Origin of the sequence: Streptomyces sp. NPDC102278, from assembly GCF_044766345.1 — a bacterium.
Lineage (GTDB): Bacteria > Actinomycetota > Actinomycetes > Streptomycetales > Streptomycetaceae > Streptomyces.
Genome location: NZ_JBIWLV010000013.1, coordinates 1 through 25,738 on the forward strand (window position 1 = coordinate 1; position 25,738 = coordinate 25,738).

A 25,738-nucleotide genomic window follows, 5' to 3' on the forward strand; every position below is an offset into this window, starting at 1 on the left:
AACGGCATCTACGACCTCACACTCCTCAACAAGGTCCTCAAAGCAGCCGGCAAGCCCGAGGTCTCCGACGCCGGCCTCGGCGTCAAGTAACCCGCCCAGTCAGCAGACAAGAACCCCCAGGAGGTGACGACCATGGCCACCACACTTGCCAAGGCTGCCGAGGGCACCGCGGCGGAGCACGGGCACGCCGCCCGCATCGAGCACGTTTCGAAGTCCTTCCCCGGCCCGGCCGGATCGCAGCTCGTCCTGGACGACATCAGTCTCGATGTCGCTCCCGGAGAGTTCGTCACCATCCTGGGGGCGTCGGGGTGTGGGAAGTCCACCCTGCTCAACCTCGTCGCCGGTCTCGACAAGCCCAGCGTCGGCACCATCGAGACCTCCGGTCGCCCGGCCCTGATGTTCCAGGAGCACGCCCTCTTCCCGTGGTTGACCGCGGGCAAGAACATCGAACTCGCCCTGCGCCTGCGCGGGGTGGCCAAGGCGGACCGCCGCCCGGAGGCCGAGCGGCTGCTGGAACTGGTGCGGCTCGGCGGCGCGTACGGCAAGCGCGTGCACGAGCTGTCGGGCGGCATGCGCCAGCGCGTGGCGCTCGCCCGGGCCCTGGCGCAGGACAGTGAACTCCTGCTGATGGACGAGCCGTTCGCGGCCCTGGACGCCATCACTCGGGACGTCCTGCACGGCGAGCTCACCCGCATCTGGGAGGAGACCAACGTCTCCGTCCTGTTCGTCACGCACAACGTGCGCGAGGCCGTGCGCCTCGCGCAGCGCGTGGTCCTGCTCTCCTCGCGTCCCGGTCGGATCGCGAAGGAATGGACCGTGGGCATCCCGCAGCCGCGCCGCATCGAGGACGCGGACGTCGCGGAGTTGTCCGTCGAGATCACTGAACACCTGCGTGGGGAGATCCGCCGCCATGGCCAGCACTGACACCAAGCTCAAGGGCACGGCCAAGGGCACGGACGATCTGGCGGGCCTGGAGGCCGGTCTGGACGCGCTCGACGCGGTCCAGACCCACCGCACCCCGATCGGCGAGGTCCTGGTCAAGAAGGTCCTGCCGCCGATCATCGCCGTCGGTCTGGTCCTCGTCGTCTGGCAGGTCCTCGTCGCGACGAAGGTCACCGACGAGACGAAGCTCCCGTCCCTGTCCGCGGTCTGGGACAGCCTGTCCGACATGTGGCTTCAGGGCACGCTGTTGGAGGTCGTCTGGACCAGCGTCTCCCGCGGTCTGCTCGGCTTCCTGCTGGCCCTGGCCATCGGCACCCCGCTCGGCCTGCTCGTCGCCCGGGTGAAGTTCGTCCGCGCCGCGATAGGCCCGATCCTCCAGGGCCTCCAGTCCCTGCCCTCGGTCGCCTGGGTGCCCCCGGCCGTGCTCTGGTTCGGCCTCAACGACGCCATGATGTACACCGTCATCCTGCTCGGCGCGGTCCCCTCCATCGCCAACGGACTCGTCTCCGGCATCGACCAGGTCCCGCCGCTGTACCTGCGGGCCGGTCGCACCCTGGGGGCCACCGGTCTGCGCGGGGCCCGGCACATCGTCATGCCGGCGGCGCTGCCCGGTTACCTGGCCGGTCTCAAGCAGGGCTGGGCCTTCTCCTGGCGCTCCCTGATGGCCGCCGAGATCATCGCCAGCTCGCCCGACCTGGGCCTCGGGCTCGGCCAACTGTTGGAGAACGGCCGCAACAACATCGACCTGCCGGGCGTGTTCCTCGCGATCATCCTGATCCTGGTCGTCGGCATCGCGATCGACCTGCTGATCTTCAGCCCGATCGAGCGCTGGGTGCTGCGCAGCCGCGGCCTGCTGGTCAAGAGCTGAGTCCCGTGCACGCCGCCCCCGCCCTCCTCGTCATCGCCCACGGCAGCCGCGATCCGCGGCACGCGGCGACCGTGCACGCCCTCACCCGGCGTGCGCGGTCGCTGCGGCCCGGACTGCGGGTGGAGACGGCCTACCTGGACTTCAACGCCCCCCGGGTGGACCAGGTGCTGTCCCGCCTGTACGCGTCCGGGGTCCGGGACGTGGTGGCCCTGCCGCTGCTGCTGACCCGCGCCTTCCACGCCAAGACCGACGTCCCGGCCGTGTTGTCGGAGGCCTGCGTGCGCCTGCCGGGCCTCGCGGTCCGGGTCGCGGACGTCCTCGGGCCGTCTCCCCTGCTGACGGCGGCCCTGGAGCGCCGGCTCCTCGAAGCCGGCCTCACCCCGGCGGACCGCGCCGACACCGCCGTGGTGCTCGCGTCCGCCGGTTCCTCTGACCCGGAGGCGATCGCGGTGATCGCTGAAATCGCGCGGGAGTGGCGGCACACCGGTTGGTGCGCCGTGCGGCCCGCGTTCGCCTCCGCGGCACTGCCCCGTACGGAGGACGCCGTACGGGCGCTGCGCGCCGAGGGCGTGCGGCGGGTGGCCGTGGCCCCGTACGTCATCGCCCCCGGCCGGCTCCCGGACCGGATCGCGGCGGGCGCCGAGGCCGCGGGAGCGGATGTGCTGGCCGACGTGCTGGGCGCGGCCGCCGAGGTGGCCCGCCTGCTGCTGCGCCGCTACGACGCGGCCGCCCCGGCCACGGCCCGCCTCTCGGCGCTGTCCGCCTGAGCGGCCGGTCGCGCCCCCTCAGGCGCGGGCCGCCGCCTCGTCGGCGAGGGCCGTCAGGTCCGCGATGGACATGACGCCCGGCGGGAGGCCCTCCCGGGCGAAGATGTTCGCCGCGTGCCGCAGGGTGTCGTTCACCGGGGTGGCCACGCCGTGCGACCGGCCCAGCAGGGAGATCTCCCCGTTGAGGTAGTCCGCCTCGACCGATCCCGTCCCGCGCGCCAGGCTCTGCCAGGACGACCCGCCCCGGACCCCCGGCGGCTGGTCCACCTTGCCCGCGCGCGCCGCCGTCTGTTCGGCGTCGGACGCGTACGCGATCCCGGCGGCCTCGAAGGCGGCCTTCGCCTCGCGGATCGCCCGGAGCTGCAACGCCGCCTTCGCGGGATCCGGTTCGGGGCCCGTCGTCGCCTGGATCGCGTTGCCGAGGTTGCCGAGCAGCTTCGCGTACTTCCACCGCGTCACGTCCTCGACGACGGGCGCCTCGAACCCGGACTCCTCCAGGTCGGCCGCGACGGCCCGGATCCGGGCGTCGCTCCCGCCGGCCGCCCGGCCCATGTGCAGGATCCCGGTCAGCGGGGCGCAGAGCGCGGAGACCACGCCGGGCTCCAGGAAGGTCGCGGGCAGCCAGACGCACACCCCGTACACCCGCGCGAAGCGGCGCAGCGCCAGCCGTTCGCCCTCCACGCCGTTCTGCAGGCACAGCACGGGCAGCCGCTGCGCCGCGGTACCGCCGCCCGCGACTTCCGCGTCGCCCCACGCGTCGAGCGCCGCGATGGCGTCCTGCGTCTTCACGGACAACAGCAGGACGTCGTCCGGGCGCAGCTCGCCGAGTTCCGCCGGGCCGGTGACGACCGGCAGCCGGTGCACCGCTTCGCCGTCGGTGGTCGTGAGTCGCAGTCCGTCGGCCCGCAGCGCCTCGGCGTGCGCGCCGCGGGCGGACAGGACGACCTCCCGGCCCGTCCGCGCGAGCCTGCCGCCGATGGTCGCGCCGATCGCGCCGGCGCCGATGATGATGTAACGCATCCGCAGAGCCTGGCACATCCGCGCCGTCGGGTTACCGTCGGGCCATGACGGACACGATGTTCAGACTCGGTGGGGACCTGCCCGTGCGCCGCCTCGGGCTCGGTACGGGTGGTCTGGTCGGCCCCGGCTACTGGGGTCCGCGCGGGAAGCCGGCCGAGGTGTCGGCCCTGCTGCGCACGGCGGTGGAGCTCGGGGTGACCCTGATCGACACGGCCGACAACTACGGGCCCGACCTGGCGGAGGAGCTGATCGCCGAAGCCCTGTACCCGTACGCCGAGGGGCTCGTGATCGCCACCAAGGGTGGGGTGGTGCGCACCGGCCCGGACCGGTGGCACGTGGCGGGCCGTCCGGAGCGGTTGCGGGAGCAGTGCGAGGCGAGCCTGCGCCGGCTGCGGGTGGAGCGGATCGACCTGTACCAGTTGCACCGCTTCGATCCGGCCCTGCCCGCGGTGGAACAGCTCGGTCTGCTGGCCCAGTTGCAGGCCGAGGGGAAGATCCGGCACGTCGGCCTGGACACGGTGACGGCCGCGCAGTTGGCCTCGGCCTTGGAGCTGATGCCGATCGCGTCGGTGCAGAACCCGTACAACCTGCTGGACCGCTCCTCGGCCGATGTGCTGGCGCTGTGCGAGGCGCAGGGGATCGCCTTCCTGCCCTACTACCCCCTGGGCGGCGGCGCGCTCACCCGCGAGAGCGCGGCCGCGGTCAGCGCGGTCGCCGCCGAGCACGGGGCGGGCCCGGGTCAGATCGCCCTGGCCTGGCTGTTGCACCACTCCCCGGTCCTGTGCCCGACGCCGGGTACGGGCTCGTCCGCGCATCTCGCGGAGAACCTGGCCGCGGCGGCGATCCGGCTCGCGCCGCGGGAACTCGCCCTGTTGGACGCCCTGGTGGTGTAGCTCGCGGCGACGGGCGGCCGTGCGGGGCGTCCGCGCCGGCTCAGTCCTCGGTGAGTTCGACGAGCTTGACGACCGTGTTCCAGTTCCGGGTGGTCACGTCGAGGCCCTTCACGACGGCGGGCCTGGCCAGGACCTCGGCCAGTTTCGAGCGGCCGAGGCCGTCCGGGGTGTGGAGGTAGAGGACCCGGTCGCCGATCCGGAACTCGTCGGGGAGGAAGGCGGGCGCGTCGATGGCGGCGAACCGCTCCTCGCCGGGTTGCCCGGAACAGAAGGTGGCGTGCAGTTGTCTGCCCTCCAACTCGGCGGCCGGGAAGGGGCAGGCGGCGACGACGGCCCGCAGGTGGTCGCCGTCCACCACCAGACAGGCCACCGTGAAGCCGAAGTGGGCCTCGATGGCCGCCTCCAGCGCGCGGGCCAGTTTCGTGGTGTCCTGTTCCGCGCTGCTGAAGACGGCGTTGCCGCTCTGCAGGTACGTGCGCACCTCGCCGTGGCCGAGGTCCTCCAGGATCCGGCGCAGTTCGGCCATCGGGACCTTCTTGGTCCCGCCGACGTTGATGCCGCGCAGCAGTGCGGCGTACTTGCGAGGAGTCATGCCCGAACGATAGGGCGGGGCACCGACAGTTCCGCCTCGATGAGGTCGGCGGCCCGGCGCGTGCCGCCCTCCGCGGCCATCGCGGCCCGGACGGCCTCGGCCCGGGCGGCGACCTCGGGGTCGGCGACGAGTGCGAGGACCGCCCCGCGCAGGGTCGTGGCGTCGGCCTCCTCCATCGGGACGTGTCGGGCGATGCCGAGCGCCTGGAGCACGTCGGCGTTGCCGAACTGGTCGACGGCCTGGGGGACGGCGACCATCGGGGTGGCGGTGGCCATGCCCTCCTGGCTGCCGCCGGCGCCCGCGTGCGTGATGAAGGCGTCGGCCTGGCGCAGGACGTCGAGTTGGGGTACCCAGCGGTGCACCTCGACGTTGGCGGGGATCGCGCCGAGCGCGGCGGTGTCGGTGTTCTTGCCGATCTGGAGGACGACGTGCCAGTCGGGCAGGTCCCCGAAGGCCTCGACGCACGCCCGGTAGAAGGCGGGCCGGTCGGTGAAGGCGGAGCCGAGCGAGACCAGGAGCACCTTCTTGCCGGCCGCTTCGGCGGGGCGGCTCCAGCTGCCCTGGTCGGCGGCCCGGTCGCCCTGGCAGGCGCCGACGAAGGTGTACACGGACTCGTCGACCCGGTCGGCGTGGGGTTGCAGGGCCTTGGGGATCAGGACGATGCTGCGCCGGGGTCGGCCGATCACGCGGTCGCAGTCCTCGGGGATGCCGTTCTCGTCGAGCCAGGCGCGGAAGCGGGCGTAGTACGCCCTGCCGCGTTCGGAGGTCCGCAGCCGCGCGGTCATCGGTGCGGCGACCTCTTCCTCGTAGCCGGTCCAGGCGACCAGGTTCGGGGAGAGGGAGACGTCGGGGACGCCCCAGCGGCGGGCCAGGACGATCGCCGGGTAGGAGGTGATGTCGTGGATGACGAGGTCGGGCTCGTCCCCTTCGAAGGCGGCGGCGAGCCGGGGCAGGGCCTGGATGGCGTCGTCGAGGAAGGGCTCGATGTTGTCGATGAGTTCGGTGCCCCAGGCCTCGGGGTTGTCCTCGGTGGGGAGGATCGAGTCCCAGATGACCGGGGTGGCGCCGGTCGCGGCGACCTTTTCGGCGAAGGAGGCGGGGATGGCGTAGCTGACGCGGTGGCCTCGGGCGACGAGTTCCCGGATCACCTCGATGCTCGGGTTCACGTGCCCGTGGGCGGCGATGGAGAACATGGCGATGTGCGCGGGCTTGACTGAGGTCATGCCCCGACCCTAACGAGACGATACGTCTCGTGCAACGAGTTTCCCGCCGGTGGCCGGCGGGGCGACCGCGGACCATCGCCCCGGCGCGCCCCCGAAGTGGCGGCGGCGCGTGGAGGGCCCGGGCGCCGGGATGACAGACTTGGCGGATTCACCACGATCCGAGAGACGGCGGACAGCAGGCATGGACGAGGCGCAGGCCAGGGACGTACTGACGGCGGCGGGTCTCACCGGTGGGGCCGAACTGCTGACCTTCGGCGAGAACGCCGTCTTCGCGGTGGGCGACCTGGTGGCCAAGGTGGGCCGCGAGGCGGCCCTGTTGGAGCGCGCCGAGCGCGAGTTGGCCGTGGCGGGCTGGCTCGCCGGGGCCGGGGTTCCCGCCGTGCGCGCCGCCGAGCCGTCGGCCCGGCTGGTGGCCGGACACCCGGTGACCCTGTGGCACCGACTGCCGGCGGCGGTCCGGCCGGCGGGAGCCGAGGACCTCGCGGCGCTGTTGCGGCTGATCCACGCCTTGCCCGCCCCGCCGTTCACCCTGCCCGCACGGGACCTGCTGGGCGGGGTGGAGCGCTGGCTGCGGTTCGCCGGCGAGGCCGTCGATCCGGCGGACGCCGCGTACCTGCGGGCCCGGCGCGACGCGTACGCGGGCGAGGTGGCCGCGCTGACCCCGCGCCTCGCGCTCGGCCCGATCCACGGCGACGCGCTGCCGCGCAACGTCCACGTGGGGCCGGACGGCCCGGTGCTGGTGGACCTGGAGACCGTGTCGAGCGACCTGCGCGAACACGACCTGGTGGTGATGGCACTGTCCCGCGACCGCTACGGGCTGCCCGCCGCGTCGTACGAGGCCTTCGTGACGGCGTACGGCTGGGACGTGCGCGAGTGGGAGGGCTGCGCGGTCCTGCGCGGCGCCCGGGAGACGGCGAGTTGCGCCTGGGTCTCCCAGCACGCGCCGAACAACCCGAAGGCGCTGGCGGAGTTCCGCCGCCGGGTGGCCTCACTGCGCGACGGCGACACCGAGACGCGCTGGCACCCCTTCTGACGGCCCCGCGGCCGGCGGGCTCAGGCGCGGGCCGCCAACAGGCCGCGCAGCGGCCACGCCGTGTCGATCACCGCGTCCGGGGCGCCCTGGCCCCGCAGGTACGACTGGAAGTCCCGGGCCCAGCGCGCGTGCCAGGTGCCCTGGCGGTCGTGCAGGGCGGCGGGGGTGAGTTCGGCCACCTGCGGGTGGCGGGCGGCTATCGCCCGGGCCACCTGGACCGCGGCCAGCGCGTCGGCGCCCGCGTCGTGCGCGTCGTCGAGGGTCACCCCGTACACCCCGCAGACCGCCTCCAGGGTGCGCTTGCCCCGCCGGTAGCGGTCCACCGCCCGGTCGATGGTGAGCGGGTCCACCACCGGGCCGGTCGCGGCGCCGCCGAGCCGGTCGGCCAGCGAGGGCAGCCCGTACCTCGTCAGCTCCGCCGACAACAGGGTCAGGTCGAAGGCCGCGTTGTACGCGACGACCACCGCGCCCCGCCGCCAGTGCTCCACCAGGAGGGCGGCCACCTCGTCCGCGACCTCCGGCACCGGGCGGCCCTCCGCGACGGCCCGCTCGGTGCTGATCCCGTGGATGGCCGAGGCCCCCTCCGGGATCGGTATGCCCGGGTCCGCGAGCCAGCCGCGCCGCTCGCGCACCTCGCCGTCGCACACCTCGACCACCGCGGCCGTCACGATCCGGGACTCCCCCGGTTCCGTGCCGGTCGTCTCCAGGTCGAACCCGACCAACGTTCCCCCGTGCCACGCCACCATGACGGCGCCCCTCCCCCGTACAAACTTCCGGTCAACGACTTTCAGCCTGCCACGGGGTACTGACAGCCCGGCCGCCGGGTCGGTTCCCGTCGGGCGGCGCGGGGGTCACGACACCGGCCGGGAGTCCTCCCACACCGACTCGAATTCCTCCCGGTACGTCGTGAACAGCCCGTGGTCGGCGTCCTTGGGCACGCCCCGACCGCCCCCGCGCAGCACGAGCACCGGGGCCTCCATGCCCCGGGCCCGGCGCAGGTACGACTGGACCACGGCGATCCCCGAGGACTCGCCCTCCACCAGGTACGCGGTGAAGCGCGGCGTCTCGTCGAAGACGTGGATGTCGAAGCGCGAGGGGTCCCGCAGGCCGGCCCGGACCCGCCGCACGTGCAGGATGTTCATCTCGACCGACCGGCTGAGCTCTCCCTTGCGCAGCCCCAGTTCCCGTTCGCGCCGTTTGACGGCGCTGCTGGCCGGGTTCAGGAAGAGCAGGCGGACCCGGCAGCCCGCCTCGGTGAGCCGCACGAGTCTTCGCCCGGAGAAGTTCTGGACCAGCAGGTTGAGGCCTATGCCGATGGCGTCGAGCCGGCGCGCCCCGCCGAACAGGTCCTCCGCCGGCAGTTGCCGCTGGAGCCGCACCCGGTCCGGGTGGACCGAGATGACGTCCGCGTACCGGTCCCCGACCAGGTCCTCGACGGCGTCGATCGGCAGCCGGTCGGCCGACGGGGAACCCGAGCCGCCGCCGAGCACCTCCAGCAGTCGCGCCGAGGCCCGCTCGGCCTGCTCCAGCACCGCCCGTGACAGGGCCCGGTTGCGGGAGACCACGTTCCGGGTGACCTCCAGCTCGTCCAGGGCCAGCTCGATCTCCCGCCGGTCGTCGAAGTACGGCTCGAAGCAGGGCCAGTGCTGGACCATCAGCTCCCGCAGCTGCGGCAGCGTCAGGAAGCTGAGGACGTTGTCGTCGGCCGGGTCCAGCAGGTAGCCCTTGCGCCGGCTGACCTCGCGCACGGCCACCGCCCGCTGCACCCACTCCTGCCCGGCGGGCCCGGCGGCGGCGACCACCCAGTCGTCGCCGCCGTGCGCCGGCTCGTAGACCGGCCGCAGCACGGCCCCGACCACCGACCGCAGCCGCTGTTCGATGAGGTTCAGCCAGATGTACGCGCGCCCCGCCCGCTGCGTGCGGACGCGGACCTCGCTCCAGGCCTCCGCGCTCCAGTCCAGTTCGGCTCCGGCCCGAGTGCCCGCGGCCTCCGGCGGGGCCAGTGAGACCGCTCCGGCCGGCGCTCCCGCGGGCCCGCCCCCCGCGGTGTCCGCCGGGCCACCCTCGTGACCGCCGTCACCAGGGGGCAGCTCCAGACCTCCCGAGCTCACCCGTGCACCGCCTTCTGCGTCTGGACGCCCGTCTCCAGTGATCACGGAAGGGTACTCCGCGCGCGCGGCCGGTTGCAGCCCGATGGCCCGTACACCGGCTGCCCGTTGACCCATTATCCGATGCCCACACAGTCCACTGACCCGCATATCAGCTCTCCGGGTCACCCGGTAGGACCATCCCAAGTCCCCGCTTGGCGGCGCCCTTTCGGGGAAGATCTGGCAGTGACGTGGTGTACGCCGGATCACCAGGGGCATCCACCGACATCGAGGGAAGAGTCGTTATCCATGCAGATCTGGCCGGGACAGGCGTATCCGCTGGGTGCCACGTACGACGGCGCCGGCACCAATTTCGCGGTCTACTCCGAGGCCGCCCGACGGATCGAGCTGTGTCTGCTGCACGACGACGGCTCGGAGACCGCCGTCGAACTGCGCGAGACGGACGCCTTCGTCCGGCACGCCTACCTGCCCGGCATCATGCCGGGCCAGCGCTACGGATTCCGGGTCCACGGCCCGTACGAACCCGAGCACGGCCTGCGCTGCAACGCGGCGAAGCTGCTGCTCGACCCGTACGCGCGGGCCATCAGCGGCAGCATCGACTGGGGCGAACAGGTGTACGGCTACCACTTCGGTCGGCCGGACTCCCGCAACGACCTGGACTCCGCCCCGCACACGATGAGTTCGGTCGTGGTGAACCCGTACTTCGACTGGGCCAACGACCGGCCGCCGCGCCACGAGTACCACCACACGGTGCTGTACGAGGCGCACGTCAAGGGTCTGACGATGCGCCATCCGGACCTCCCCGAGGAACTGCGCGGCACCTACGGCGCCCTCGCGCACCCGGCGGTCATCGGGCACCTGACCAAGCTCGGGGTGACCGCGCTGGAGCTGATGCCGGTGCACCAGTACGTCAACGACCACCGGCTGGTGGACGACGGGCTCAGCAACTACTGGGGCTACAACACCATCGGCTTCTTCGCCCCGCACAACGGCTACGCCTCGGGTGACCGCGGCCAGCAGGTGCTGGAGTTCAAGTCCGCGGTGCGGGCCCTGCACGAGGCCGGGATCGAGGTGATCCTGGACGTGGTCTACAACCACACCGCCGAGGGCAACCACCTGGGGCCGACGCTGTCCTTCCGGGGCCTGGACAACGCGTCCTACTACCGGCTGACGGAGGACCCCCGGCACTACATGGACACCACCGGCACCGGGAACTCCCTGCTGATGCGGTCCCCCCACGTACTCCAGTTGATCATGGACTCGTTGCGCTACTGGGTGACGGAGATGCACGTGGACGGCTTCCGCTTCGACCTCGCGGCCACCCTGGCCCGGCAGTTCCACGAGGTGGACCGGCTGTCGTCGTTCTTCGACCTGGTCCAGCAGGATCCGGTGGTCAGCCAGGTGAAGCTGATCGCCGAGCCCTGGGACCTGGGCGAGGGCGGCTACCAGGTGGGCAACTTCCCGCCCCTGTGGACCGAGTGGAACGGCAAGTACCGCGACACCGTGCGGGACATGTGGCGCGGGCAGCCGCGCACGCTGGCGGAGTTCGCGGGACGGCTCACGGGCTCCTCGGACCTCTACCAGGACGACGGGCGGCGCCCGCTGGCGTCCATCAACTTCACCACCTGCCACGACGGTTTCACCCTGAACGACCTGGTCTCCTACAACGAGAAGCACAACGAGGCCAACCGGGAGGGCAACCGGGACGGGGAGACGCACAACCGGTCCTGGAACTGTGGGGTGGAGGGTCCCACGGAGGACCCGGAGGTGCTGGAACTGCGCGAGCGTCAGATGCGCAACTTCACGGCCACGTTGATGCTGTCGCAGGGCGTGCCGATGCTCAGCCACGGCGACGAGTTCGCCCGCACCCAGGGCGGCAACAACAACGCCTACTGCCAGGACAACGCGCTGTCCTGGGTGGATTGGCCGGAGCCGGGCAAACCGGCACCCGGACTGCTGGAGTTCACCCGACAGATGGTGTGGCTGCGCCGCGACCACCCGGTGTTCCGCCGGCGCCGGTTCTTCCACGGCCGGCCGGTGGAGGGCACCCACGACGAGCTCTCGGACATCGCGTGGTTCACCCCGCACGGCGAGGAGATGCGGGCCCGCGACTGGCAGGCACAGCACGCCCGCGCGCTGACGGTGTTCCTCAACGGCGAGGCGATCTCCGAGCCGGGCACCCGGGGCGAGCGGATCACCGACGACTCGTTCCTGCTGATGTTCAACGCGGGCGCGGAGGGCCAGGACTTCACCGTCCCGGCCGGGCACGGCGCCCAGTGGCGCCTGATCGTGGACACGGCCCGGTCGGACGTGCTGCCACCCGGCACCGGGCCGCAGTTCGCGGCCGGTGACCGGGTGGCGTTGGCGGGGCGGTGCATGGTGGTGCTTCAGCGGCCGGCGTAGGAGGTCCGCCCGGTGGCGGCCGCGCCCTCCTCGGCGGCCGCCCCGATCCTCGGCGCCGTCGCCTGCGCGGGGATGGCGACCCCGGGGTGCGGGCGCGCCGCCGGCACCCGGGTGGACAGGGCCAGGACCAGGCACAGCGCGGCCGCGCCCACGGCCAGCGCGAAGGGGCCCGCGGGCCCGTGCCACTCGGCCAGTTGGCCGCTGATCCCCAACGCGAGGGCCTGGCCGGCGACGAGCGAGCTGGCGGCGAAGGCCATCGCCTCGGCGAGCCGGGCGGGCTCCACGTGCCGCTCGGTCAGCGCGAACGCGGTGATCAGGTGCGGGGCGCAGGCGGCGCCGAGCACGGTGACGACCGCGTACAGCGGGAGCAGGCTGTCGGTGAACACCAGCGGTACCGACAGGGCCAGTCCCGCGGCGGTGGCGAGCCTCCAGCGCAGCCGCAGCCCGAAGCGGGCCGGCAGCGCCCCCATGGCCAGGCCCACGACGGCGCTGACCACGCCCATGGAGGCGTAGACGATGCCCGCCTGTCCCGGGACGCCCAGGCGCAGGGTCAGCGCCGCGATCCCGGCCTGGCAGGCGCCGAACACGGCTCCCTGCAGGGCGAGGGAGGCCCGTACGGAGTACACGACGCCCGGCGGCCGGGGCCGGCCGCCCCCGGGGCGGAGCGGGGCGGGTGCGCCCGCGGTGACGGCGGCCGTCGGATGGAGCGCGTAGACACTGCCGAAGACGGCGACGAGTCCGGCGGCGCCGGCGAGGGCCGCGGCCGGGTGCGCGATGAGCGTGGCCGTGCCGACGAGGGCCGGACCGATGACGAACGACACCTCGTCCAGGGTGCCTTCGAGCGAGTGGATGGCCCCCACCACGCTCTCGTCGGCGTCGGCCCGGCGGGCCAGGGCCACCGAGCGGCTGCGGGCGAGGGGCCCGATCAGGGGGATGGAGGCGCCGGCGACCACCGCGATCGCGGCGAGGGGGAACGTGTCGAGGTGCCCGAGGGCGCCGGCGACCAGGGCGCCGGTGGCGACCGCGTTGACGGCGACGGCGCCCAGCACGACGGGGCGCTGCCCGCGGCGGTCGGCGAGCCGGCCCAGGACGGGCCCTAAGGCCACCTGTCCGGCGGAGAGGGCGAAACCGACGATCCCGGCGGTGGCGAGCGAGCCGGTGGTCTCCGCGATCAGCAGCACGCTGCCGAACTGGCACATCGCGACGGGAAGTCGGGCAAGGAAGGAGACGAGCGGCAGAAGGGGCCCGGTCAGGGCGATGACTTTGCGATAGGTGTCGACGGTTCCAAACACTTGAGGAACGTTAACCCGGCGCAGTCACCCGGATGCATTGGGTCATGGCACGGAATCCCGCAGGCTGGGTACGTACGTTCTCATGACCCAGGAGTACTTGAGCAGCCAAGCGGAGACCGATGTTCCGACATCCGTCGCTCCGGCGTCCACCTACCGTCTCCAGCTGTGCCCCGAGTTCCCGTTCGCGGCGGCGCGGGCGGTGGTTCCCTACCTCGCCTCGCTCGGCGTGTCGCACCTGCACCTGTCGCCGGTGCTGGAGGCCGTGCCCGGCTCCACGCACGGGTACGACGTCACCGACCACACCCGGGTGCGGGCCGAGCTCGGCGGGGAGCGGGGGCTGCGGGCGCTCGCCGCGACCGCCCGGGAACACGGGCTGGGCATCGTGCTCGACATCGTGCCGAACCACATGGCGGTGCCGTCGCCGCTGCGGCTGAACCGGCCGCTGTGGGAGGTGCTGCGGGAGGGGCCGACGTCGCCGTACGCGGCCTGGTTCGACATCGACTGGGCGGCGGGCGACGGGCAGGCGCTGCTGCCGGTGCTCGCCGAACCGCTCGACCCGGCCGAGGTGAAGGTCGTCGGCGGGGTGCTGCGCGTCGGAGAGCACGAGTTCCCGCTGCGGGAGGGAACGGCCGCACTGGCGACCACGGAGCTCCTGGCCGCGCAGTGGTACCGACCGGCGTGCTGGCGTGAGGCCCGGACCGCCCTGAACTACCGCCGCTTCTTCACCATCTCGGATCTCATCGGCGTGCGGGTGGAGGACCCGGAGGTCTTCGCGGCCACGCACGCCAAGGTGCTGGAGCTGGTCCGCGACGGGGTGGTGTCGGGGCTGCGGATCGACCACGTGGACGGGCTGGCGGATCCCGGGGAGTACCTGCGGCGGCTGCGCGCGGCCGTGGGCGAGGGCTGCTGGATCGTGGTGGAGAAGATCCTCGCCCCCCAGGAGCGGCTGCCCCCCGGCTGGCCGGTCGCCGGCACCACGGGGTACGACGCGCTGCACCGGGTGGACGGCGTGTTCACCGATCCCGTCGGCGTCGGCGAACTGGCCCGCCTGTACCGGGAGTCCACCGGGGCGCCCTCCTGGGAGGAGACCGCGGCGGCGTCCACCCGGGAGGTGCTGACCGGCGATCTGGCGGCCGAGCTGGCGACGCTCCAGCGGCTGGCCGGCGCCGATCTGGCGGCTGCGGTACGGGAGTTGCTGATCGCCTACCCGGTGTACCGGCCGTACCCGGGCGAGCCGGACATGCCGCCGCGGGCTCTGGAGCAGGCCGCCGCCCGGGCGGGGGCCCACGCGGTGGCCGGGGTGCGGGACCTGGTGGCGCGGGACCCCGCCTTCGCCGCCCGCTTCGCCCAGACCTCGGCCGCGCTGCGCGCGAAGTCGCTGGAGGACCGGGCCTTCTACCGCTGGGCCCCGCTGCTGTCGGCCACGGAGGTCGGCGGGGAGCCGGGCCGACCGGCGGTGTCCGTGGCCGGGTTCCACGCGTACTGCGCCGAACTGGAACGGGACTGGCCCGCCTCGGGAACGGTGCTGTCCACCCACGACACCAAGCGGAGCGCGGACGTCCGGGCGCGGATCTCGACCCTCTCGCAGGCCCCGGAGTACATGGCCGGACCGGGCGACGGCGGCCCGGACCCCCGGGCCGCGTGGGTGGCACGGCAGAGCGCCCTGGGCCTCGGGGAGGTCCCCGAGCGCGGGCCCCGACTGTCGGCGGCCCTGCTGAAGGCGGCCCGCGAGGCCGGGCTGCACACCAGTTGGACGGAACCGGACGAGCGGTACGAGGCGGGGATCACCGAGTCCGCGGCCCGCCCGGGCGCGCTCCCCGCGGACCTCCCGCCGCACCTGCGGGAGGCCGCCCGGGCCAACCTCCTCGGGATGACCCTGCTGCACCTGGCCATGCCCGGGGTCCCGGAGGTGTACCAGGGCGAGGAGAGCGAGTACCGGGCCCTGGTCGACCCCGACAACCGGCGTCCGGCCGTCCATCCGCGCGAGGCCGCGGCCCTGCTGGACGCGGGCGGCACCCCGCGGGGCGCGGCTCAGGAGAAGCTGGCCCTGACCACCGCGCTGCTGCGGCTGCGGCGCTCGCGGCCCGAGCTGTTCACCGGGTACGCGCCGCTGGTCGCGAGGGGCCCGGCCGCGGACCACTGCGTGGCCTTCGTCCGCTCGGCCGGCCTGATCGCGGTCGCCACCCGGCTCTCGCACCGGCTCGCGGGCGCGGGCGGGTGGCGCGACACCGTGCTGCCCCTGCCGGCGGGGCGCTGGACGTCCCTGCCGTACGGGGACGCGTACGAGGGCGAGGTCGCCTTGTCGGAGCTGCTGGCGGCGCGTCCGGCGGTGGTGCTGCTCCGCGCGGACCCGGCGGAGTAGCACCGACCCTCCCCCGCCCCGACCGGGCCCGCCCCGGTCCCGGGGCGGGGGCAGGCGCGGCCACGACCCGATGGGGTCAACGGACGTACGTTCGGGCGCACTTCACGCGGAATACCTGCGTCACCGCACGCGGGGCGGGCAGAATTTCCCGGGTTCGTCAGACAGCGTCCGCACCACCACCACTCTGGGAGCAGCCGGTGTCGCCTCAGGAGATCCCCCTCACGATCACCCCGCAGCAGGCCGCCCACGGCGTGATCCTCACCGTGGCCCTGGCATCGGGGCCCGCCCGCCTGCGGATTCCCTCCTGCACGGACGGCCAACTCATCCGGGCCAGGGTCGGGGACACCGATGTACTGCTGCGCATCCGGGTTGGCCCGGTCGCCGGCACGGTCCCGGGGCAGCCCGCGGCTTCGGGCACGTCGGGCACGTCCGGCACGTCCGGCACGTCCGGTTCGAAGAAGGGGTGTCTGGTGGCGGTCGGGCTGCTCGCCGCCGCGGTCGCCGGCGTGGTCCTGCTGAACAGCGGGGACGACGACAAGGGCGTGGCCTCCTCGACGCCCACCGCCACGCCCACGGTCAGCTCCTGGTCCCCCGCGCCGGCCCCGCCCCCCGTGGCCCTCCCCACGGAGACCACGTCGACCACGTCGACCGACGCTTCCCCGCCCGATCCCACGCCGTCCCCCTCCGAGGCCGCCCCGAGCCCGTTCGACCGGGGCACCTGCCTCAACGGGACGCTGCCGGACTCCACGACCGCCCAACGGGTCACCGGGGTGCGGGAGGTGCCCTGCTCGGCGTCCGACGCGCACTACCGCGTGATCGAGAGCATCCCGATGACCTCGGACCTGGACCGCTGCAACGACAATCCGAAGACGGAGTACGCCTTCTCGTACAGCTACACCCGCAACGGGATCCCCCTCAACGAGTACGTCTACTGCCTGGTCGGCATGGACTGACCGGCGCGGGGTGTCGAGGGGCGAGGCGTTGGCCAGGGGTTTTCCTCGGGTTTCGGTGAAGTGCGGGGCGCGCGGAGCAGTAGGGGGCGTGCGCGGCGGGCATGGCATGACGTGTGACCCTCCTACGAGACATGTGCTACCCCACTCCGCACGAACTCGCCCTGTCCGCCCGCGCCCTGGCGGAGGAACACCCCGCTCTGGTGCGGCTCCGTCAGGTCGGCACCTCGCGGGCCGGCCGGCCGCTGTGGCTGCTCTCCGTCGGCGGGGCGCGCGACGGGGCGGGCACGCCGGGCCGCAACGTGCTCGTCGTGGCCGGCGCGCACGCCAACGAACCCGTCGGCGGCCCCACGGCCCTCTCCCTGGCCCGGCGCGTCATCCGCGACCAGGGCGCCCGGGCCGAGTGCGGCTGGCACTTCCTGCTCTGCGCCGACCCCGACGGGGCGGCCCTGCACCTGACGCCCCGCCCGCACTCCCTCCTGGACTACCACCGGAACTTCTTCCGGCCCCCCGGACCCGAACAGCCCGAATGGGCACCGTCCTTACTGCCCCCGGACCGGCTGCCGCCCGAGACCCGGGCCCTGACCGCCCTCATCGACGAACTGCGCCCCGTACTCCAGATCTCCCTGCACGGCACCGACCTGGGCGGCTCCTGGGTCCAGCTCACCCAAGACATACCGGGGCTCTCCGAGCCCTTCACCAAATCGGCGGCCGAGCTGCGGATCCCGGTGGAGACGGGAGCCTCCGACGCCACCGGGTGGCCCTCCCCCGGGCCCGGGATCTTCGTGATGCCCGAGCCGGGCACCGAGGCCGCGGGGGCCTTCCACCCGGAGGACACCCGGCTGAGCACCTGGTACCACGCCCACCGGTACGCGGGCACCACCGCGATCGTGGAAGTGCCCATGTGGGCCTCCGACCTGGTGGACGACCCGGCCCCGCACCCGGATCCGCGGCGCGCGCTGCGCATGCTGGCCGGGCGACTCACCGGGGACGCCGACCGGGTGGCGGCCGTGCGCGAGGGGGTGCACGTGGTGGACCCGGACGCCGCGCCGCTGCTGCGGGCGGTGGACTGGACGCTCGCCCTGATCCCCCGGATCACCGTCGAGTGGACCGGCCCCGGCGCCCCCACCGAGGCCACCACGGCGCACATCGGCAGCATCGACGCGTTCGGGCGGCGGCTCTCGCTGCGCGCCGCCGCGATGCTGCTGCGCGTACTGCGGGCGCAGGGGCATCCGGCGGCGCCCGGGCTGGACCGCCTGGTCACTGGGTGGTGCGAGGAGTTCGCGGCCCGATTCCAGGCGCGCTGGATCCCGGTGGCCACCCAGGTGGAGCACCAGGCCCGCACGGTGTTGGCCACCTACGAACGGCTCACGGCGGTCAACCGGTAGCGGGCCCCACCGGCGGCCTCACCGGCGGGGGCACCGGCGGGGCGACCGGGAGGGCGTACCGGCGCTTGGGCATCCCGGTCGCGCCGATCCGGTCGTAGAAGCGGATCGCGCCCTCGTTCCAGTCCGGGGTCTGCCACTCGACGTGGTCCAGGCCCAGGCTCCGGGCGAGGGCGGCCACGGCCTCCATCAGCGCGGCGCCGAGGCCGTGACCGCGCGCGTCCTCGGCGAGGTAGAGGCAGTCCATGTGGAGGTGGTGCCGGGCGTCCCAGAACGCGTACTCCGTCGAGCAGGCGGCGTACCCCGCGACCTCGCCCGCCGGGGTCTCGGCCAGCAGGACCCACAGCCGTGCGTCCTCGGCGAACAACTGCGGGCCGAGGCGGTCGGCCAGACCGGGCGGGCGGGGCGCGGACTTCTCGTAGGCGATGTGCTCGTGTACCAGTTCGACGAGCCGCGGCAGATCCTCGGGGCGCGCGGGGCGCACCACAGACGTGTGTTCCATGCCCACATCCTCCGCCCCGTTCCGGGCGCGGGCGAAGACCCGCCGGGCGGCGCCCCTCGGCCCGGTGGAGACCGAGTCGGGGGAGTGGCCGAACGTCAGGTCGTGGAGCGCGGGAAGGACGGCCCGCAACCGCTCCAGCTCGGGATCGGTGACCTCCCAGATGTGGCCGCCCGGGTGGCCGAGGAACTGGCAGCACCCGTCGCCGGTCGCACCGGGGGTGTCATCACCGGCGGGGCAGTCCGGCAACCACATCAGTTCGTCGAGCGGACCCTGGCCCGTCCAGCGCGCCCAGAGGGCCGATCCCTCCGCGTTCTCGCAGAGCATGTCGGCATGGGGGCCTTCATGCGTCTCCAATGTGCAGCGCAGCCCGCCGTTGTTCGACGACGCCACGTCTCGGACGGTGCCGTCATCGGCGCCGAGCCGGAGCAGGAGCATCAGGAGTGCCGGAACGCTCACGTGGATGCGCGCGTCGCACACGTACCGCTCGGGCGTCACGCGCCCCACCCCTGAGCGACGATGGACGCCACCGCGGCGATCCACGCGACCGCCCCGAGGGTGACGGCGAGCGCGCTCCTCTTGTTCCTTCTCGCCCGGTCCTGGTGCTCGTCGTCCTCGGTCACCGGACGTGCTCCCCCCGCGCGCTCCTTCATCGACGCGGTGGCCAGTGCGAGCGCTGCCGGGCAGCGATGCATCAGGGGCAGGTCACCCCAGTCCGGCCGGGCCTCATCGCGTGCCATTGCGGCGGCCGGCTCCGCCAACGCGTCCTGCGGGGACTCTGCGCTCTCGGGCACCGCGACTCCTCTCCGTAGCCGTTCCACTACCAAGCGGCTTCAGCGTGGCCTAGCGTCGGGATGTCCTCAACTTGCGTTGGTTGCACGGATAGTTGGGTGATGGCAGTTGAACCGGAAGAGGTTGGACCCCGAAGAATCGCCGGGTGCGGCGTTCGGTGAGTGTTTGCGCAGGCTGCGGGATGAGCGTGGCTGGACCCAAGATGAGCTGGCAGTCCAAATGGGATACACAGGGACGCACATCTCGGCTATCGAAACCGGCCGTCGCTCCCCAACTCCGCGCTTCACGGCAAGTGCTGACAAGGTCTTCGGCACCGGGGACCAGTTCGAACGGCATGGCCGGGCCGTTCGGCATACGGCACTACTCGAAGGCTTCCCCGAATACGTTCAGATCGAGTCGGACGCGACCGAGATCCGCCTCTTTGAGCTGGGCATCATCCCCGGCCTCCTACAGACTCCGGAGTACGCGGTCGCGATCACATCGGGGGCGGTACGTCGGGGAGCCATCACGGAGCAGCAGGCAGAGGAGCGCCTTACGCTCCTCGCGCGGCGGCAGGCATCGATAGAACGCACTCCTCGCCCTCTCGTCCACGCAATCCTGGACGAGAGCTGCATCCGGCGACCGGTCGGAGGCCCCGAGGTCATGAACGCCCAGTTGACGCGCCTGGTGGAGCTTGCCGAGCTGCCGAACACGATCGTCCAGGTCGCCCCCTACGACCTCGGCGAACGGCGGTCCTTCGACCTGCCTGTGACACTGCTGACCCGCACCGACAGGTCCCAGATCGCGTATGCCGAATCCGCACAGCAGGGCCGGCTGGAGCGCGATATGAGGTTCGTTCAGCCGATGCTTACGGCCTACCATCAGCTACAAGCCGAATCGATGCCGCAGTCGGCATCCGTGGGCCTGATCCATGAGGTACGAAAGGGCGCCCCGTGACGACCGAACCCCACTGGTACAAGTCCTCTTACAGCAGCAACGGCGGCCAGTGCATCGAGGTCGCCACCAACGCTGTCGGCGCTCTCGGCGTGGTCCCCGTGCGGGACTCCAAGGCCCCGGACGGCCCCGTCCTGCGCTTCGCCGCCAACGCGTTCGCCTCGCTCGTCGAAGGGATCAAGACCGAAGAGTTCGGTGCGGTCTGATCCCAGACTCTGAACCGTCTACAGCGACCCGACCCCGCCGCTCCGCCCCGTCCGAACCGCTCAGTCGAGCGGCAGGCGGAAGGTCACCCGGCCGAAGAGGGGATCACTGCTTGAAGGCGTCCCCGAGCACGTGCTGTCCGAGGGACGCGCGGCAGAAGTCCGCTGCTTCGAGACCGGCATCATTTCGGGCCTGCTTCAGACCGAGGCGTACGCGGAAGCCCTGGCACAGAGCACGGCCAGGCGCGGCACCATCGCGAGGGAGCAAGCACGCGAGCGGGTCGCCGTCATCGCCGAACGTCATGAGGCGCTGCGACGTACGCCGGGCGCCGAGTGGGACGCGCAACTTTCACGGCTGATGGACATCCGTGGCGCCCGTACCGGGTACCTACTACCAGTTGCAGGCCAACGCGTTGTCGCAACCAGACTCCGTGGCCGTGATCAGGCAGATACGAGAGGGCACGTCGTGACCGAGACCGAGACCCCCCGTTGGTTCACGTCCAGCTACAGCGACAACGGCGGCGCTTGCGTGGAAGTCGCCGACGCGCTCGGCACCGCTCCCGGTGCCGTACTCGTCCGCGACAGCAAAAACCCTGGCGGCCCGCACCTGTCCTTGACCCGCGAGGGGTTCGCCGGATTGCTGGCGCTCGCCAGGCACCGGCGCTGACCCCGCGTGCCCCGGCCCCGCCGCTCCGCCCCGTCCGGGCCGCTCAGTCGAGGGACAGGCGGAAGGTCATCCGGCCGAAGCCGATCTCGTCGCCCTCCCGGACCACGGCCGAGCCGGTCACCCGGCGCCCGTTGACGGTGGTGCCGTTGGCGGAGCCGAGGTCCCTGAGCACCCACAGGCCGTCGCGCAGGCTCAGCTCGGCGTGCGCCCGGGACACCGTCTCGTGGGTGAGCCGCAGACCGTTGCCGGGGTCGCGCCCGATCGCGAGCGGCAGGGCGCTCGGGTGCGGCAGCAGCAGCTTGGGCAGCCGCTCGGCGTGCCAGGCCTTGCGGACGCCGACGCTCACGGCAGAGGCCCGGCCCACCCAGCCGAACAGCCGACGCGTCCAGGGGCTTTCGGTGCCCCGCCGGCTCTGGAGGTCGGCGGTGAGCACCGCGAGGTCCTCCGCCCGGCGGGCCACCAGGGCCAGTTCCATGCGCCGCAGGAAGGTGTCGTGGGACAGCTTTCCCAGGGCCGCGCCCTCCCTGAGCCTGCCCAGCGCCAGGTCGCGCTCGGCATCGGAGACGCGGGGCGCGGGGAAGCCGGGGTACTCGAAACTCGACGTCACAGGGTGATTGTCGGCCCGTCGGGGACGAAGTGTCCAGAACTCCCCCGCCGCGGCCGGGATGATGGGCGCCAGACGCAGGCTGGGCATCGCCGGAGACGAGGGGACCGTCCGTGCAGTTCGAGGTGTGGGCACCGCTGACAGGTCGGGTCGCCATGCGACTGAACGACACCGCCTACGAGATGACACCCGACCCGGGACCGGGCCGGGACGGCTGGTGGGTGGTCGACGCGCCGGCCGCCGACGGGGACGAGTACGGGTTCCAGTTGGGTGACGACCCGGTGGTGCGCCCGGACCCGCGTGGGCGCCGGCTGCCCCACGGGCCGGACGGCCACAGCGCGGTGGTCGACGTCGCCGCGCTGCACCCGACCGCGCCGGCGCCCCGCGTCACGCTCCAGGACGCGGTCCTGTACGAGCTGCACGTCGGGACGTTCACCCCGGAGGGCACCTTCGACGCCGCCGCGGCCCGCCTGCCGTACCTGGCGGGGCTCGGCGTCACGCACGTCGAGCTGATGCCGGTGTGCCCGTTCCCGGGCCGGCACGGCTGGGGGTACGACGGGGTGGCCCCCTGGGCGGTGCACGAACCGTACGGCGGCCCGGCGGGCCTGGCCCGGTTCGTGGACGCGGCGCACACCGCCGGCCTGGGCGTGGTGTTGGACGTGGTCCACAACCACCTCGGGCCTTCCGGGAACCACCTGCCCGTCTTCGGGCCGTACTTCACGGAGACCCACCACACGCCCTGGGGCGCGGCGGTGAACCTGGACGCGCCCGGATCCGACGAGGTCCGCGCGTACTTCATCGGCAGCGCCCTGGCCTGGCTGCGGGACTACCGGATCGACGGTCTGCGCCTCGACGCCGTGCACGCGCTGGCCGACGGCCGGGCCCTCACCTTCCTGGAGGAGTTGGCGGCGGCCGTGGACGACCTGGCGGCCGAGACCGCCCGGCCGCTGTTCCTGATCGCCGAGACCGACCAGTGCGACCCGCGCGTCACGACCGCGCGGTCCGCCGGCGGCCTGGGGCTGCACGCACAGTGGAACGACGACTTCCACCACGCCCTGCACTGCACGCTGACCGGCGAGTCCCAGGGGTACTACGCCGACTTCGCCGAGGCCCCGATCGGCGCCCTGGCCAAGACCCTGACCCGGGCCTTCTTCCACGACGGCACCTGGTCCTCCTTCCGGGGCCGCACGCACGGCCGGCCGGTGGACCGCCGCCGCACCCCGGCGCACCGGTTCCTGGGCTACACCCAGACCCACGACCAGATCGGCAACCGCGCCCTGGGCGACCGGCTGTCGGCCTCCCTGTCCCCGGGCCTGCTCGCGTGCGCCGCGACGGTGGCGCTGACCGGGCCCTTCGTCCCGATGGTGTTCATGGGCGAGGAGTGGGGAGCGGACACGCCGTGGCAGTACTTCACCGACCACCCCGACCCGGAGCTCGCGGAGGCCGTGCGGACGGGCCGCCGCAGGGAGTTCGCGGCGCACGGCTGGAAGGCGGAGGAGATCCCGGACCCGCAGGACCCGGCGACCCGCGACCGGTCCTGCCTGGACTGGGCGGAGGCCGAACAGCCCGCGCACGCCCGGCTGCTGGACTGGTACCGGACCCTGATCACGCTGCGGCGCACCCATCCGGACCTGCGCGACCCCGACCTCGCGGCGGTGCGGGTCGCGCACGACGAGGAGCGCCGCTGGATGACGTTCCGGCGCGGTGAGGTCCGGGTGGCGGTGAACTTCTCGCCGGGGCCGGTGACCATCGCGCTGGGCCGCAACGGGGTACGGGTGCTGGCCGCCTGGGAGCCCGTCGAACACCCGGGCCCCGACGGCCGCGTCCACGTGCCGGGCGAGTCGGCGGTGGTCCTGGGCCCGTAGGACCCGGCGCGCGACGGCGCCCGGCTACTCGACGATCGCCAGCTCGCGCGGGGCGTTGTTGAGGCGGCGGACGCCGTCCTCGGTCACCGTCACGATGTCCTCGATGCGGACGCCGAAGCGGCCGGGCAGGTAGACGCCCGGTTCGACGGAGAAGCACATGCCGGGCAGCAGCGGCTGTTCCTCGCCCTCGACCATGTACGGCGGCTCGTGGGTGGTGACGCCGATGCCGTGGCCGGTGCGGTGGATGAAACGCTCCCCGTAGCCGAACTCGGTGATCACCGCGCGGGCCGCCCGGTCCACCTCCTGGCAGGCGACGCCGGGCCGGACCGCCGCCACGCCCGCCCGCTGCGCCTCGCGGACGACGTCGTGGACCCGCCGCTCCTCGGCGGTGGGCTCGCCGACGTGGACGGTGCGGGAGATGTCGGAGCCGTACCCGTGCAGGAGGCCGCCGAAATCGAGGACCACCATGTCCCCGTGCCGGATGACGCGGTCGCCGGCCTCGTGGTGCGGGTTGGCGCCGTTCGGGCCGGAGCCGACGACGGTGAAGTCCACCTGCGAGTGACCGTGCACGCGCAGCAGCGCGGCCAGGTCGGCGGCCACGTCGCTCTCCCTGCGGTCGGCGAAGGGGACGTGCAGGATCTGGGCGTAGGCGGCGTCGGCCGCGGCCCCGGCGGCAGCCAGCCGGGCCAGTTCCCGCCGGTCCTTCACGGCGCGGAGCATCGGCAGGGCGTCGGTGAGCGGGGCGTACGCGGTCCCGGGCAACTCGCGCTGGAGACCGAGCAGGTGCAGGGCCCAGGTGTTGTCGCTCACCCCGAAGCGGCCCGACGCGTCCAGCAGGGGCGCGGTGGCGTCGTACGGGTTCTTCCCGTCGGCCCAGTCGCGCAGGGTCAGGGCTCCCGCGCCGGGGGCCTTGGCGGCGTCGGGGGCTTCCAGGGCGGGCACGACGAGCACCGGTTCCCGGTCGGCGGCGAGCACGAGCAGGGTCAGCCGCTCGGTGTCGACGGGCCGGTACCCGGTGAGGTGGGTGAGGTCGGGCCCGGGGGCGATCAACAGACCGGCCAGCCCCGCCTCGGCGGCGGCCCGCGCGGCGGTGGCCATCCGGGCGGCGTAGTCGGCGGTGGTGAAGGGCTCGGTGTCGGCGAGGAGCGGGTCGAGGTCCATACGGGGATCCTGCCGTGTGCCGGGCCGCGGCGGCAGGGGCCGCGCCGCGCACGGCCGCCGGGTCGGGGCGGGCACGAGGCGGGGCGGGGGTGGGGCAGGGCGGCCGCGGCGGGGCGGACAGGGCGCCCGGGGGTGGGCGGCCGGGCGGGAATATGGCGTCGCGGGAGCACCCCGCTGATCGGCTATGCTGTGCTTGCACATCGAACGGGTGGTCCGCCGCCCTTCGTGGTGGGTGTAGCTCAGTTGGTAGAGCACCTGGTTGTGGTCCAGGTGGCCGCGGGTTCAAGTCCCGTCACTCACCCTGTTGGATCCCGTGAGGGGTACGAGGTTTCCTCGTACCCCTCACGGGCGTTTCCGGCGGCGGAGACGACCCCGCTAGGCGCGCAGGAAGGCCTCGACCTCGGAGGCGAAGGCGACCGGCGTCTCGTGCGGCGGGTAGTGGCCGGCTCCGGGGAGCGGCTGGATCCGACAGTGCGGGTACCAGACCTGCCAGGTGGCGCGCATCACCTCGACGCTCAGCGCCGGGTCGTACTCCCCGACGAGGACCAGCACCGGGACGGTGTTGCCCTTGACGGCCGCGGACAGGTCGAGGGACTGCCAGCTCACGAGGTACGCGGCGAAGGCCTCCGGCAGGGAGACGGCCATCGAGTGGGCGGCCATCTTGTCGATCCAGTGGCGGCTCGCGCGGTTGCCGGTCACGAGGTCGAGAATGGTGCGCCGGTTGTCCTCGTTCGCGGCGGCGCCGTGGAAGAGCGCGTGGGTGGCGTCGTCCATCGGGTAGGGACCGGCCGGGACCGGATTGACGCCGATCAGCTTCTCGATCCGCTCGGGCGCGCGGACCAGCACCTGCTGGGCGGCCTTGCCCCCCATGGAGTGACCGAGGAGGGAGAAGGTGTCCCAGCCGAGCTGGTCGGCCAGTTCGAGGGCGTCGTCGGCGATCTCGGCGAGGTTGTACCGGCCGGCGACGTCCCGGCGGTCGCCGTAGCCGCGGTAGTCGAGGAAGGCGTAGCTGAACTCGCCCGGGTCCAAGTGGTCCAGTACCGAACCCCAGTTGGCGGACGTGCCGAACCAGTCGTGCAACACGATCACGCGGACGGGTCCGGTGCCGATCCTGCGGTGGGCGATGGCCATGCGTTCTCCCTCGATGACGGAACGTGAGGATGCCGACGCCCTACG

Annotated in this window: 23 protein-coding genes, 1 tRNA gene and 1 pseudogene; 14 read left to right on the forward strand and 11 right to left on the reverse strand. The window is 73.2% G+C overall.

The window, feature by feature from the left end; genetic code table 11:
* Positions 1–132 precede the first annotated feature (132 nt).
* Genes ACIRO3_RS27110 through ACIRO3_RS27120 form a run of 3 tightly spaced genes read left to right on the forward strand, consistent with a single transcriptional unit; the run spans position 133 to position 2,577 of the window.
* On the forward strand, positions 133–924 hold the full coding sequence (locus ACIRO3_RS27110) for an ABC transporter ATP-binding protein (protein WP_366149032.1): 792 nt from the start codon (positions 133–135) through the stop codon (positions 922–924).
* Entirely contained in the window at positions 911–1,810 is a 900-nt protein-coding gene (locus ACIRO3_RS27115; protein WP_361774456.1) for an ABC transporter permease, read from the forward strand. The genes ACIRO3_RS27110 and ACIRO3_RS27115 overlap by 14 nt, the downstream gene beginning before the upstream one ends.
* A 5-nt stretch (positions 1,811–1,815) precedes the next feature.
* Positions 1,816–2,577, forward strand: coding sequence for a sirohydrochlorin chelatase (locus tag ACIRO3_RS27120; protein ID WP_404141205.1), 762 nt, complete (start codon positions 1,816–1,818; stop codon positions 2,575–2,577).
* A gap of 18 nt (positions 2,578–2,595) precedes the next feature.
* On the opposite strand, the gene ACIRO3_RS27125 is transcribed toward ACIRO3_RS27120, so the two are convergent.
* On the reverse strand, positions 2,596–3,597 hold the full coding sequence (locus ACIRO3_RS27125) for a ketopantoate reductase family protein (RefSeq protein ID WP_404141207.1): 1,002 nt from the start codon (positions 3,595–3,597) through the stop codon (positions 2,596–2,598).
* 44 nt (positions 3,598–3,641) lie between these two features.
* Here ACIRO3_RS27125 and ACIRO3_RS27130 point away from each other — a divergent pair, with 44 nt between their 5' ends.
* The gene (locus ACIRO3_RS27130; protein ID WP_404141209.1) at positions 3,642–4,490 is read left to right on the forward strand and encodes an aldo/keto reductase; all 849 of its coding nucleotides are present in this window, start codon (positions 3,642–3,644) and stop codon (positions 4,488–4,490) included.
* A 40-nt stretch (positions 4,491–4,530) separates the two neighbouring features.
* On the opposite strand, the gene ACIRO3_RS27135 is transcribed toward ACIRO3_RS27130, so the two are convergent.
* Together ACIRO3_RS27135 and mgt are read right to left on the reverse strand one after the other, a co-directional pair.
* Entirely contained in the window at positions 4,531–5,082 is a 552-nt protein-coding gene (locus ACIRO3_RS27135) for a DUF1697 domain-containing protein (RefSeq protein ID WP_404141210.1), read from the reverse strand.
* Positions 5,079–6,340, reverse strand: a pseudogene (mgt, locus tag ACIRO3_RS27140) (macrolide-inactivating glycosyltransferase). The gene ACIRO3_RS27135 and the pseudogene mgt overlap by 4 nt, the downstream one beginning before the upstream one ends.
* 146 nt (positions 6,341–6,486) lie before the next feature.
* Between mgt and ACIRO3_RS27145 the strand changes: the two are divergent.
* On the forward strand, positions 6,487–7,338 hold the full coding sequence (locus ACIRO3_RS27145) for an aminoglycoside phosphotransferase family protein (protein WP_361774473.1): 852 nt from the start codon (positions 6,487–6,489) through the stop codon (positions 7,336–7,338).
* Between the two features lie 20 nt (positions 7,339–7,358).
* Here the strand turns inward: ACIRO3_RS27145 and ACIRO3_RS27150 are convergent, their stop codons facing one another.
* Positions 7,359–8,084, reverse strand: coding sequence for a 3'-5' exonuclease (locus tag ACIRO3_RS27150; protein WP_404141212.1), 726 nt, complete (start codon positions 8,082–8,084; stop codon positions 7,359–7,361).
* Between the two features lie 105 nt (positions 8,085–8,189).
* Positions 8,190–9,449, reverse strand: coding sequence for an SAV2148 family HEPN domain-containing protein (locus ACIRO3_RS27155; protein WP_404141214.1), 1,260 nt, complete (start codon positions 9,447–9,449; stop codon positions 8,190–8,192).
* A 285-nt stretch (positions 9,450–9,734) separates the two neighbouring features.
* Here ACIRO3_RS27155 and glgX point away from each other — a divergent pair, with 285 nt between their 5' ends.
* Complete coding sequence (glgX, locus tag ACIRO3_RS27160; RefSeq protein ID WP_361774479.1) at positions 9,735–11,849, forward strand: glycogen debranching protein GlgX; 2,115 nt, start codon at positions 9,735–9,737, stop codon at positions 11,847–11,849.
* Here glgX and ACIRO3_RS27165 read toward each other — a convergent pair.
* On the reverse strand, positions 11,834–13,141 hold the full coding sequence (locus ACIRO3_RS27165; protein ID WP_404141216.1) for an MFS transporter: 1,308 nt from the start codon (positions 13,139–13,141) through the stop codon (positions 11,834–11,836). The two genes, glgX and ACIRO3_RS27165, sit on opposite strands and share 16 nt — an antisense overlap.
* 82 nt (positions 13,142–13,223) lie before the next feature.
* On the opposite strand from ACIRO3_RS27165, the gene treY reads away from it, so the two are divergent.
* From treY to ACIRO3_RS27180, 3 genes are all read left to right on the forward strand, one after another.
* The gene (gene treY / locus ACIRO3_RS27170) at positions 13,224–15,503 is read left to right on the forward strand and encodes a malto-oligosyltrehalose synthase (RefSeq protein ID WP_404141218.1); all 2,280 of its coding nucleotides are present in this window, start codon (positions 13,224–13,226) and stop codon (positions 15,501–15,503) included.
* Between the two features lie 197 nt (positions 15,504–15,700).
* Positions 15,701–16,456 (forward strand): hypothetical protein, encoded by a 756-nt coding sequence (locus tag ACIRO3_RS27175; RefSeq protein ID WP_404141220.1) that lies wholly within the window; start codon positions 15,701–15,703, stop codon positions 16,454–16,456.
* A 113-nt stretch (positions 16,457–16,569) separates the two neighbouring features.
* The gene (locus ACIRO3_RS27180; protein WP_404141222.1) at positions 16,570–17,841 is read left to right on the forward strand and encodes a M14 family zinc carboxypeptidase; all 1,272 of its coding nucleotides are present in this window, start codon (positions 16,570–16,572) and stop codon (positions 17,839–17,841) included.
* Here ACIRO3_RS27180 and ACIRO3_RS27185 read toward each other — a convergent pair.
* Both ACIRO3_RS27185 and ACIRO3_RS27190 read right to left on the reverse strand, forming a co-directional pair.
* On the reverse strand, positions 17,831–18,835 hold the full coding sequence (locus tag ACIRO3_RS27185) for a GNAT family N-acetyltransferase (RefSeq protein ID WP_404141224.1): 1,005 nt from the start codon (positions 18,833–18,835) through the stop codon (positions 17,831–17,833). The genes ACIRO3_RS27180 and ACIRO3_RS27185 overlap by 11 nt on opposite strands.
* On the reverse strand, positions 18,832–19,131 hold the full coding sequence (locus ACIRO3_RS27190) for a hypothetical protein (protein WP_404141226.1): 300 nt from the start codon (positions 19,129–19,131) through the stop codon (positions 18,832–18,834). Before ACIRO3_RS27190 ends, ACIRO3_RS27185 begins: the two co-directional genes overlap by 4 nt.
* 106 nt (positions 19,132–19,237) lie before the next feature.
* Between ACIRO3_RS27190 and ACIRO3_RS27195 the strand changes: the two genes are divergently transcribed.
* From ACIRO3_RS27195 to ACIRO3_RS27205, 3 genes are all read left to right on the forward strand, one after another.
* Positions 19,238–20,065 (forward strand): helix-turn-helix domain-containing protein, encoded by an 828-nt coding sequence (locus ACIRO3_RS27195; RefSeq protein WP_404141227.1) that lies wholly within the window; start codon positions 19,238–19,240, stop codon positions 20,063–20,065.
* A complete protein-coding gene (locus ACIRO3_RS27200; protein ID WP_404141229.1) occupies positions 20,062–20,268 on the forward strand; it encodes a DUF397 domain-containing protein in 207 nt (68 codons plus the stop codon). The genes ACIRO3_RS27195 and ACIRO3_RS27200 overlap by 4 nt, the downstream gene beginning before the upstream one ends.
* Before the next feature lie 130 nt (positions 20,269–20,398).
* Positions 20,399–20,932: a Scr1 family TA system antitoxin-like transcriptional regulator gene (locus ACIRO3_RS27205; protein ID WP_404141231.1), complete on the forward strand. Its 534-nt coding sequence runs from the start codon at positions 20,399–20,401 to the stop codon at positions 20,930–20,932.
* Between the two features lie 43 nt (positions 20,933–20,975).
* On the opposite strand, the gene ACIRO3_RS27210 is transcribed toward ACIRO3_RS27205, so the two are convergent.
* Positions 20,976–21,539, reverse strand: a complete 564-nt coding sequence (locus tag ACIRO3_RS27210) for an FHA domain-containing protein (protein ID WP_404141233.1) — start codon at positions 21,537–21,539, stop codon at positions 20,976–20,978.
* Between the two features lie 110 nt (positions 21,540–21,649).
* Between ACIRO3_RS27210 and treZ the strand changes: the two genes are divergently transcribed.
* Positions 21,650–23,401, forward strand: a complete 1,752-nt coding sequence (gene treZ / locus ACIRO3_RS27215) for a malto-oligosyltrehalose trehalohydrolase (protein ID WP_404141235.1) — start codon at positions 21,650–21,652, stop codon at positions 23,399–23,401.
* A gap of 24 nt (positions 23,402–23,425) precedes the next feature.
* Here treZ and ACIRO3_RS27220 read toward each other — a convergent pair whose 3' ends face one another.
* The gene (locus ACIRO3_RS27220; protein ID WP_404141237.1) at positions 23,426–24,562 is read right to left on the reverse strand and encodes a M24 family metallopeptidase; all 1,137 of its coding nucleotides are present in this window, start codon (positions 24,560–24,562) and stop codon (positions 23,426–23,428) included.
* Positions 24,563–24,790: 228 nt separating this feature from the next.
* Here ACIRO3_RS27220 and ACIRO3_RS27225 point away from each other — a divergent pair.
* A tRNA-His gene (locus ACIRO3_RS27225) sits at positions 24,791–24,863 on the forward strand.
* A 74-nt stretch (positions 24,864–24,937) separates the two neighbouring features.
* Here the strand turns inward: ACIRO3_RS27225 and ACIRO3_RS27230 are convergent.
* Complete coding sequence (locus tag ACIRO3_RS27230; RefSeq protein ID WP_404141238.1) at positions 24,938–25,693, reverse strand: alpha/beta fold hydrolase; 756 nt, start codon at positions 25,691–25,693, stop codon at positions 24,938–24,940.
* Positions 25,694–25,738: the final 45 nt, after the last annotated feature.

Coding starts and splice junctions, on each gene's coding strand:
- ACIRO3_RS27110 (WP_366149032.1), top strand. CDS start 133: ATGGCCACCACACTTGCCAAGGCTGCCGAGGGCACCGCGGCGGAGCAC.
- ACIRO3_RS27115 (WP_361774456.1), top strand. CDS start 911: ATGGCCAGCACTGACACCAAGCTCAAGGGCACGGCCAAGGGCACGGAC.
- ACIRO3_RS27125 (WP_404141207.1), bottom strand. CDS start 3,597: ATGCGTTACATCATCATCGGCGCCGGCGCGATCGGCGCGACCATCGGC.
- ACIRO3_RS27130 (WP_404141209.1), top strand. CDS start 3,642: ATGACGGACACGATGTTCAGACTCGGTGGGGACCTGCCCGTGCGCCGC.
- ACIRO3_RS27135 (WP_404141210.1), bottom strand. CDS start 5,082: ATGACTCCTCGCAAGTACGCCGCACTGCTGCGCGGCATCAACGTCGGC.
- ACIRO3_RS27145 (WP_361774473.1), top strand. CDS start 6,487: ATGGACGAGGCGCAGGCCAGGGACGTACTGACGGCGGCGGGTCTCACC.
- ACIRO3_RS27150 (WP_404141212.1), bottom strand. CDS start 8,084: ATGGTGGCGTGGCACGGGGGAACGTTGGTCGGGTTCGACCTGGAGACG.
- glgX (WP_361774479.1), top strand. CDS start 9,735: ATGCAGATCTGGCCGGGACAGGCGTATCCGCTGGGTGCCACGTACGAC.
- treY (WP_404141218.1), top strand. CDS start 13,224: ATGACCCAGGAGTACTTGAGCAGCCAAGCGGAGACCGATGTTCCGACA.
- ACIRO3_RS27220 (WP_404141237.1), bottom strand. CDS start 24,562: ATGGACCTCGACCCGCTCCTCGCCGACACCGAGCCCTTCACCACCGCC.
- ACIRO3_RS27230 (WP_404141238.1), bottom strand. CDS start 25,693: ATGGCCATCGCCCACCGCAGGATCGGCACCGGACCCGTCCGCGTGATC.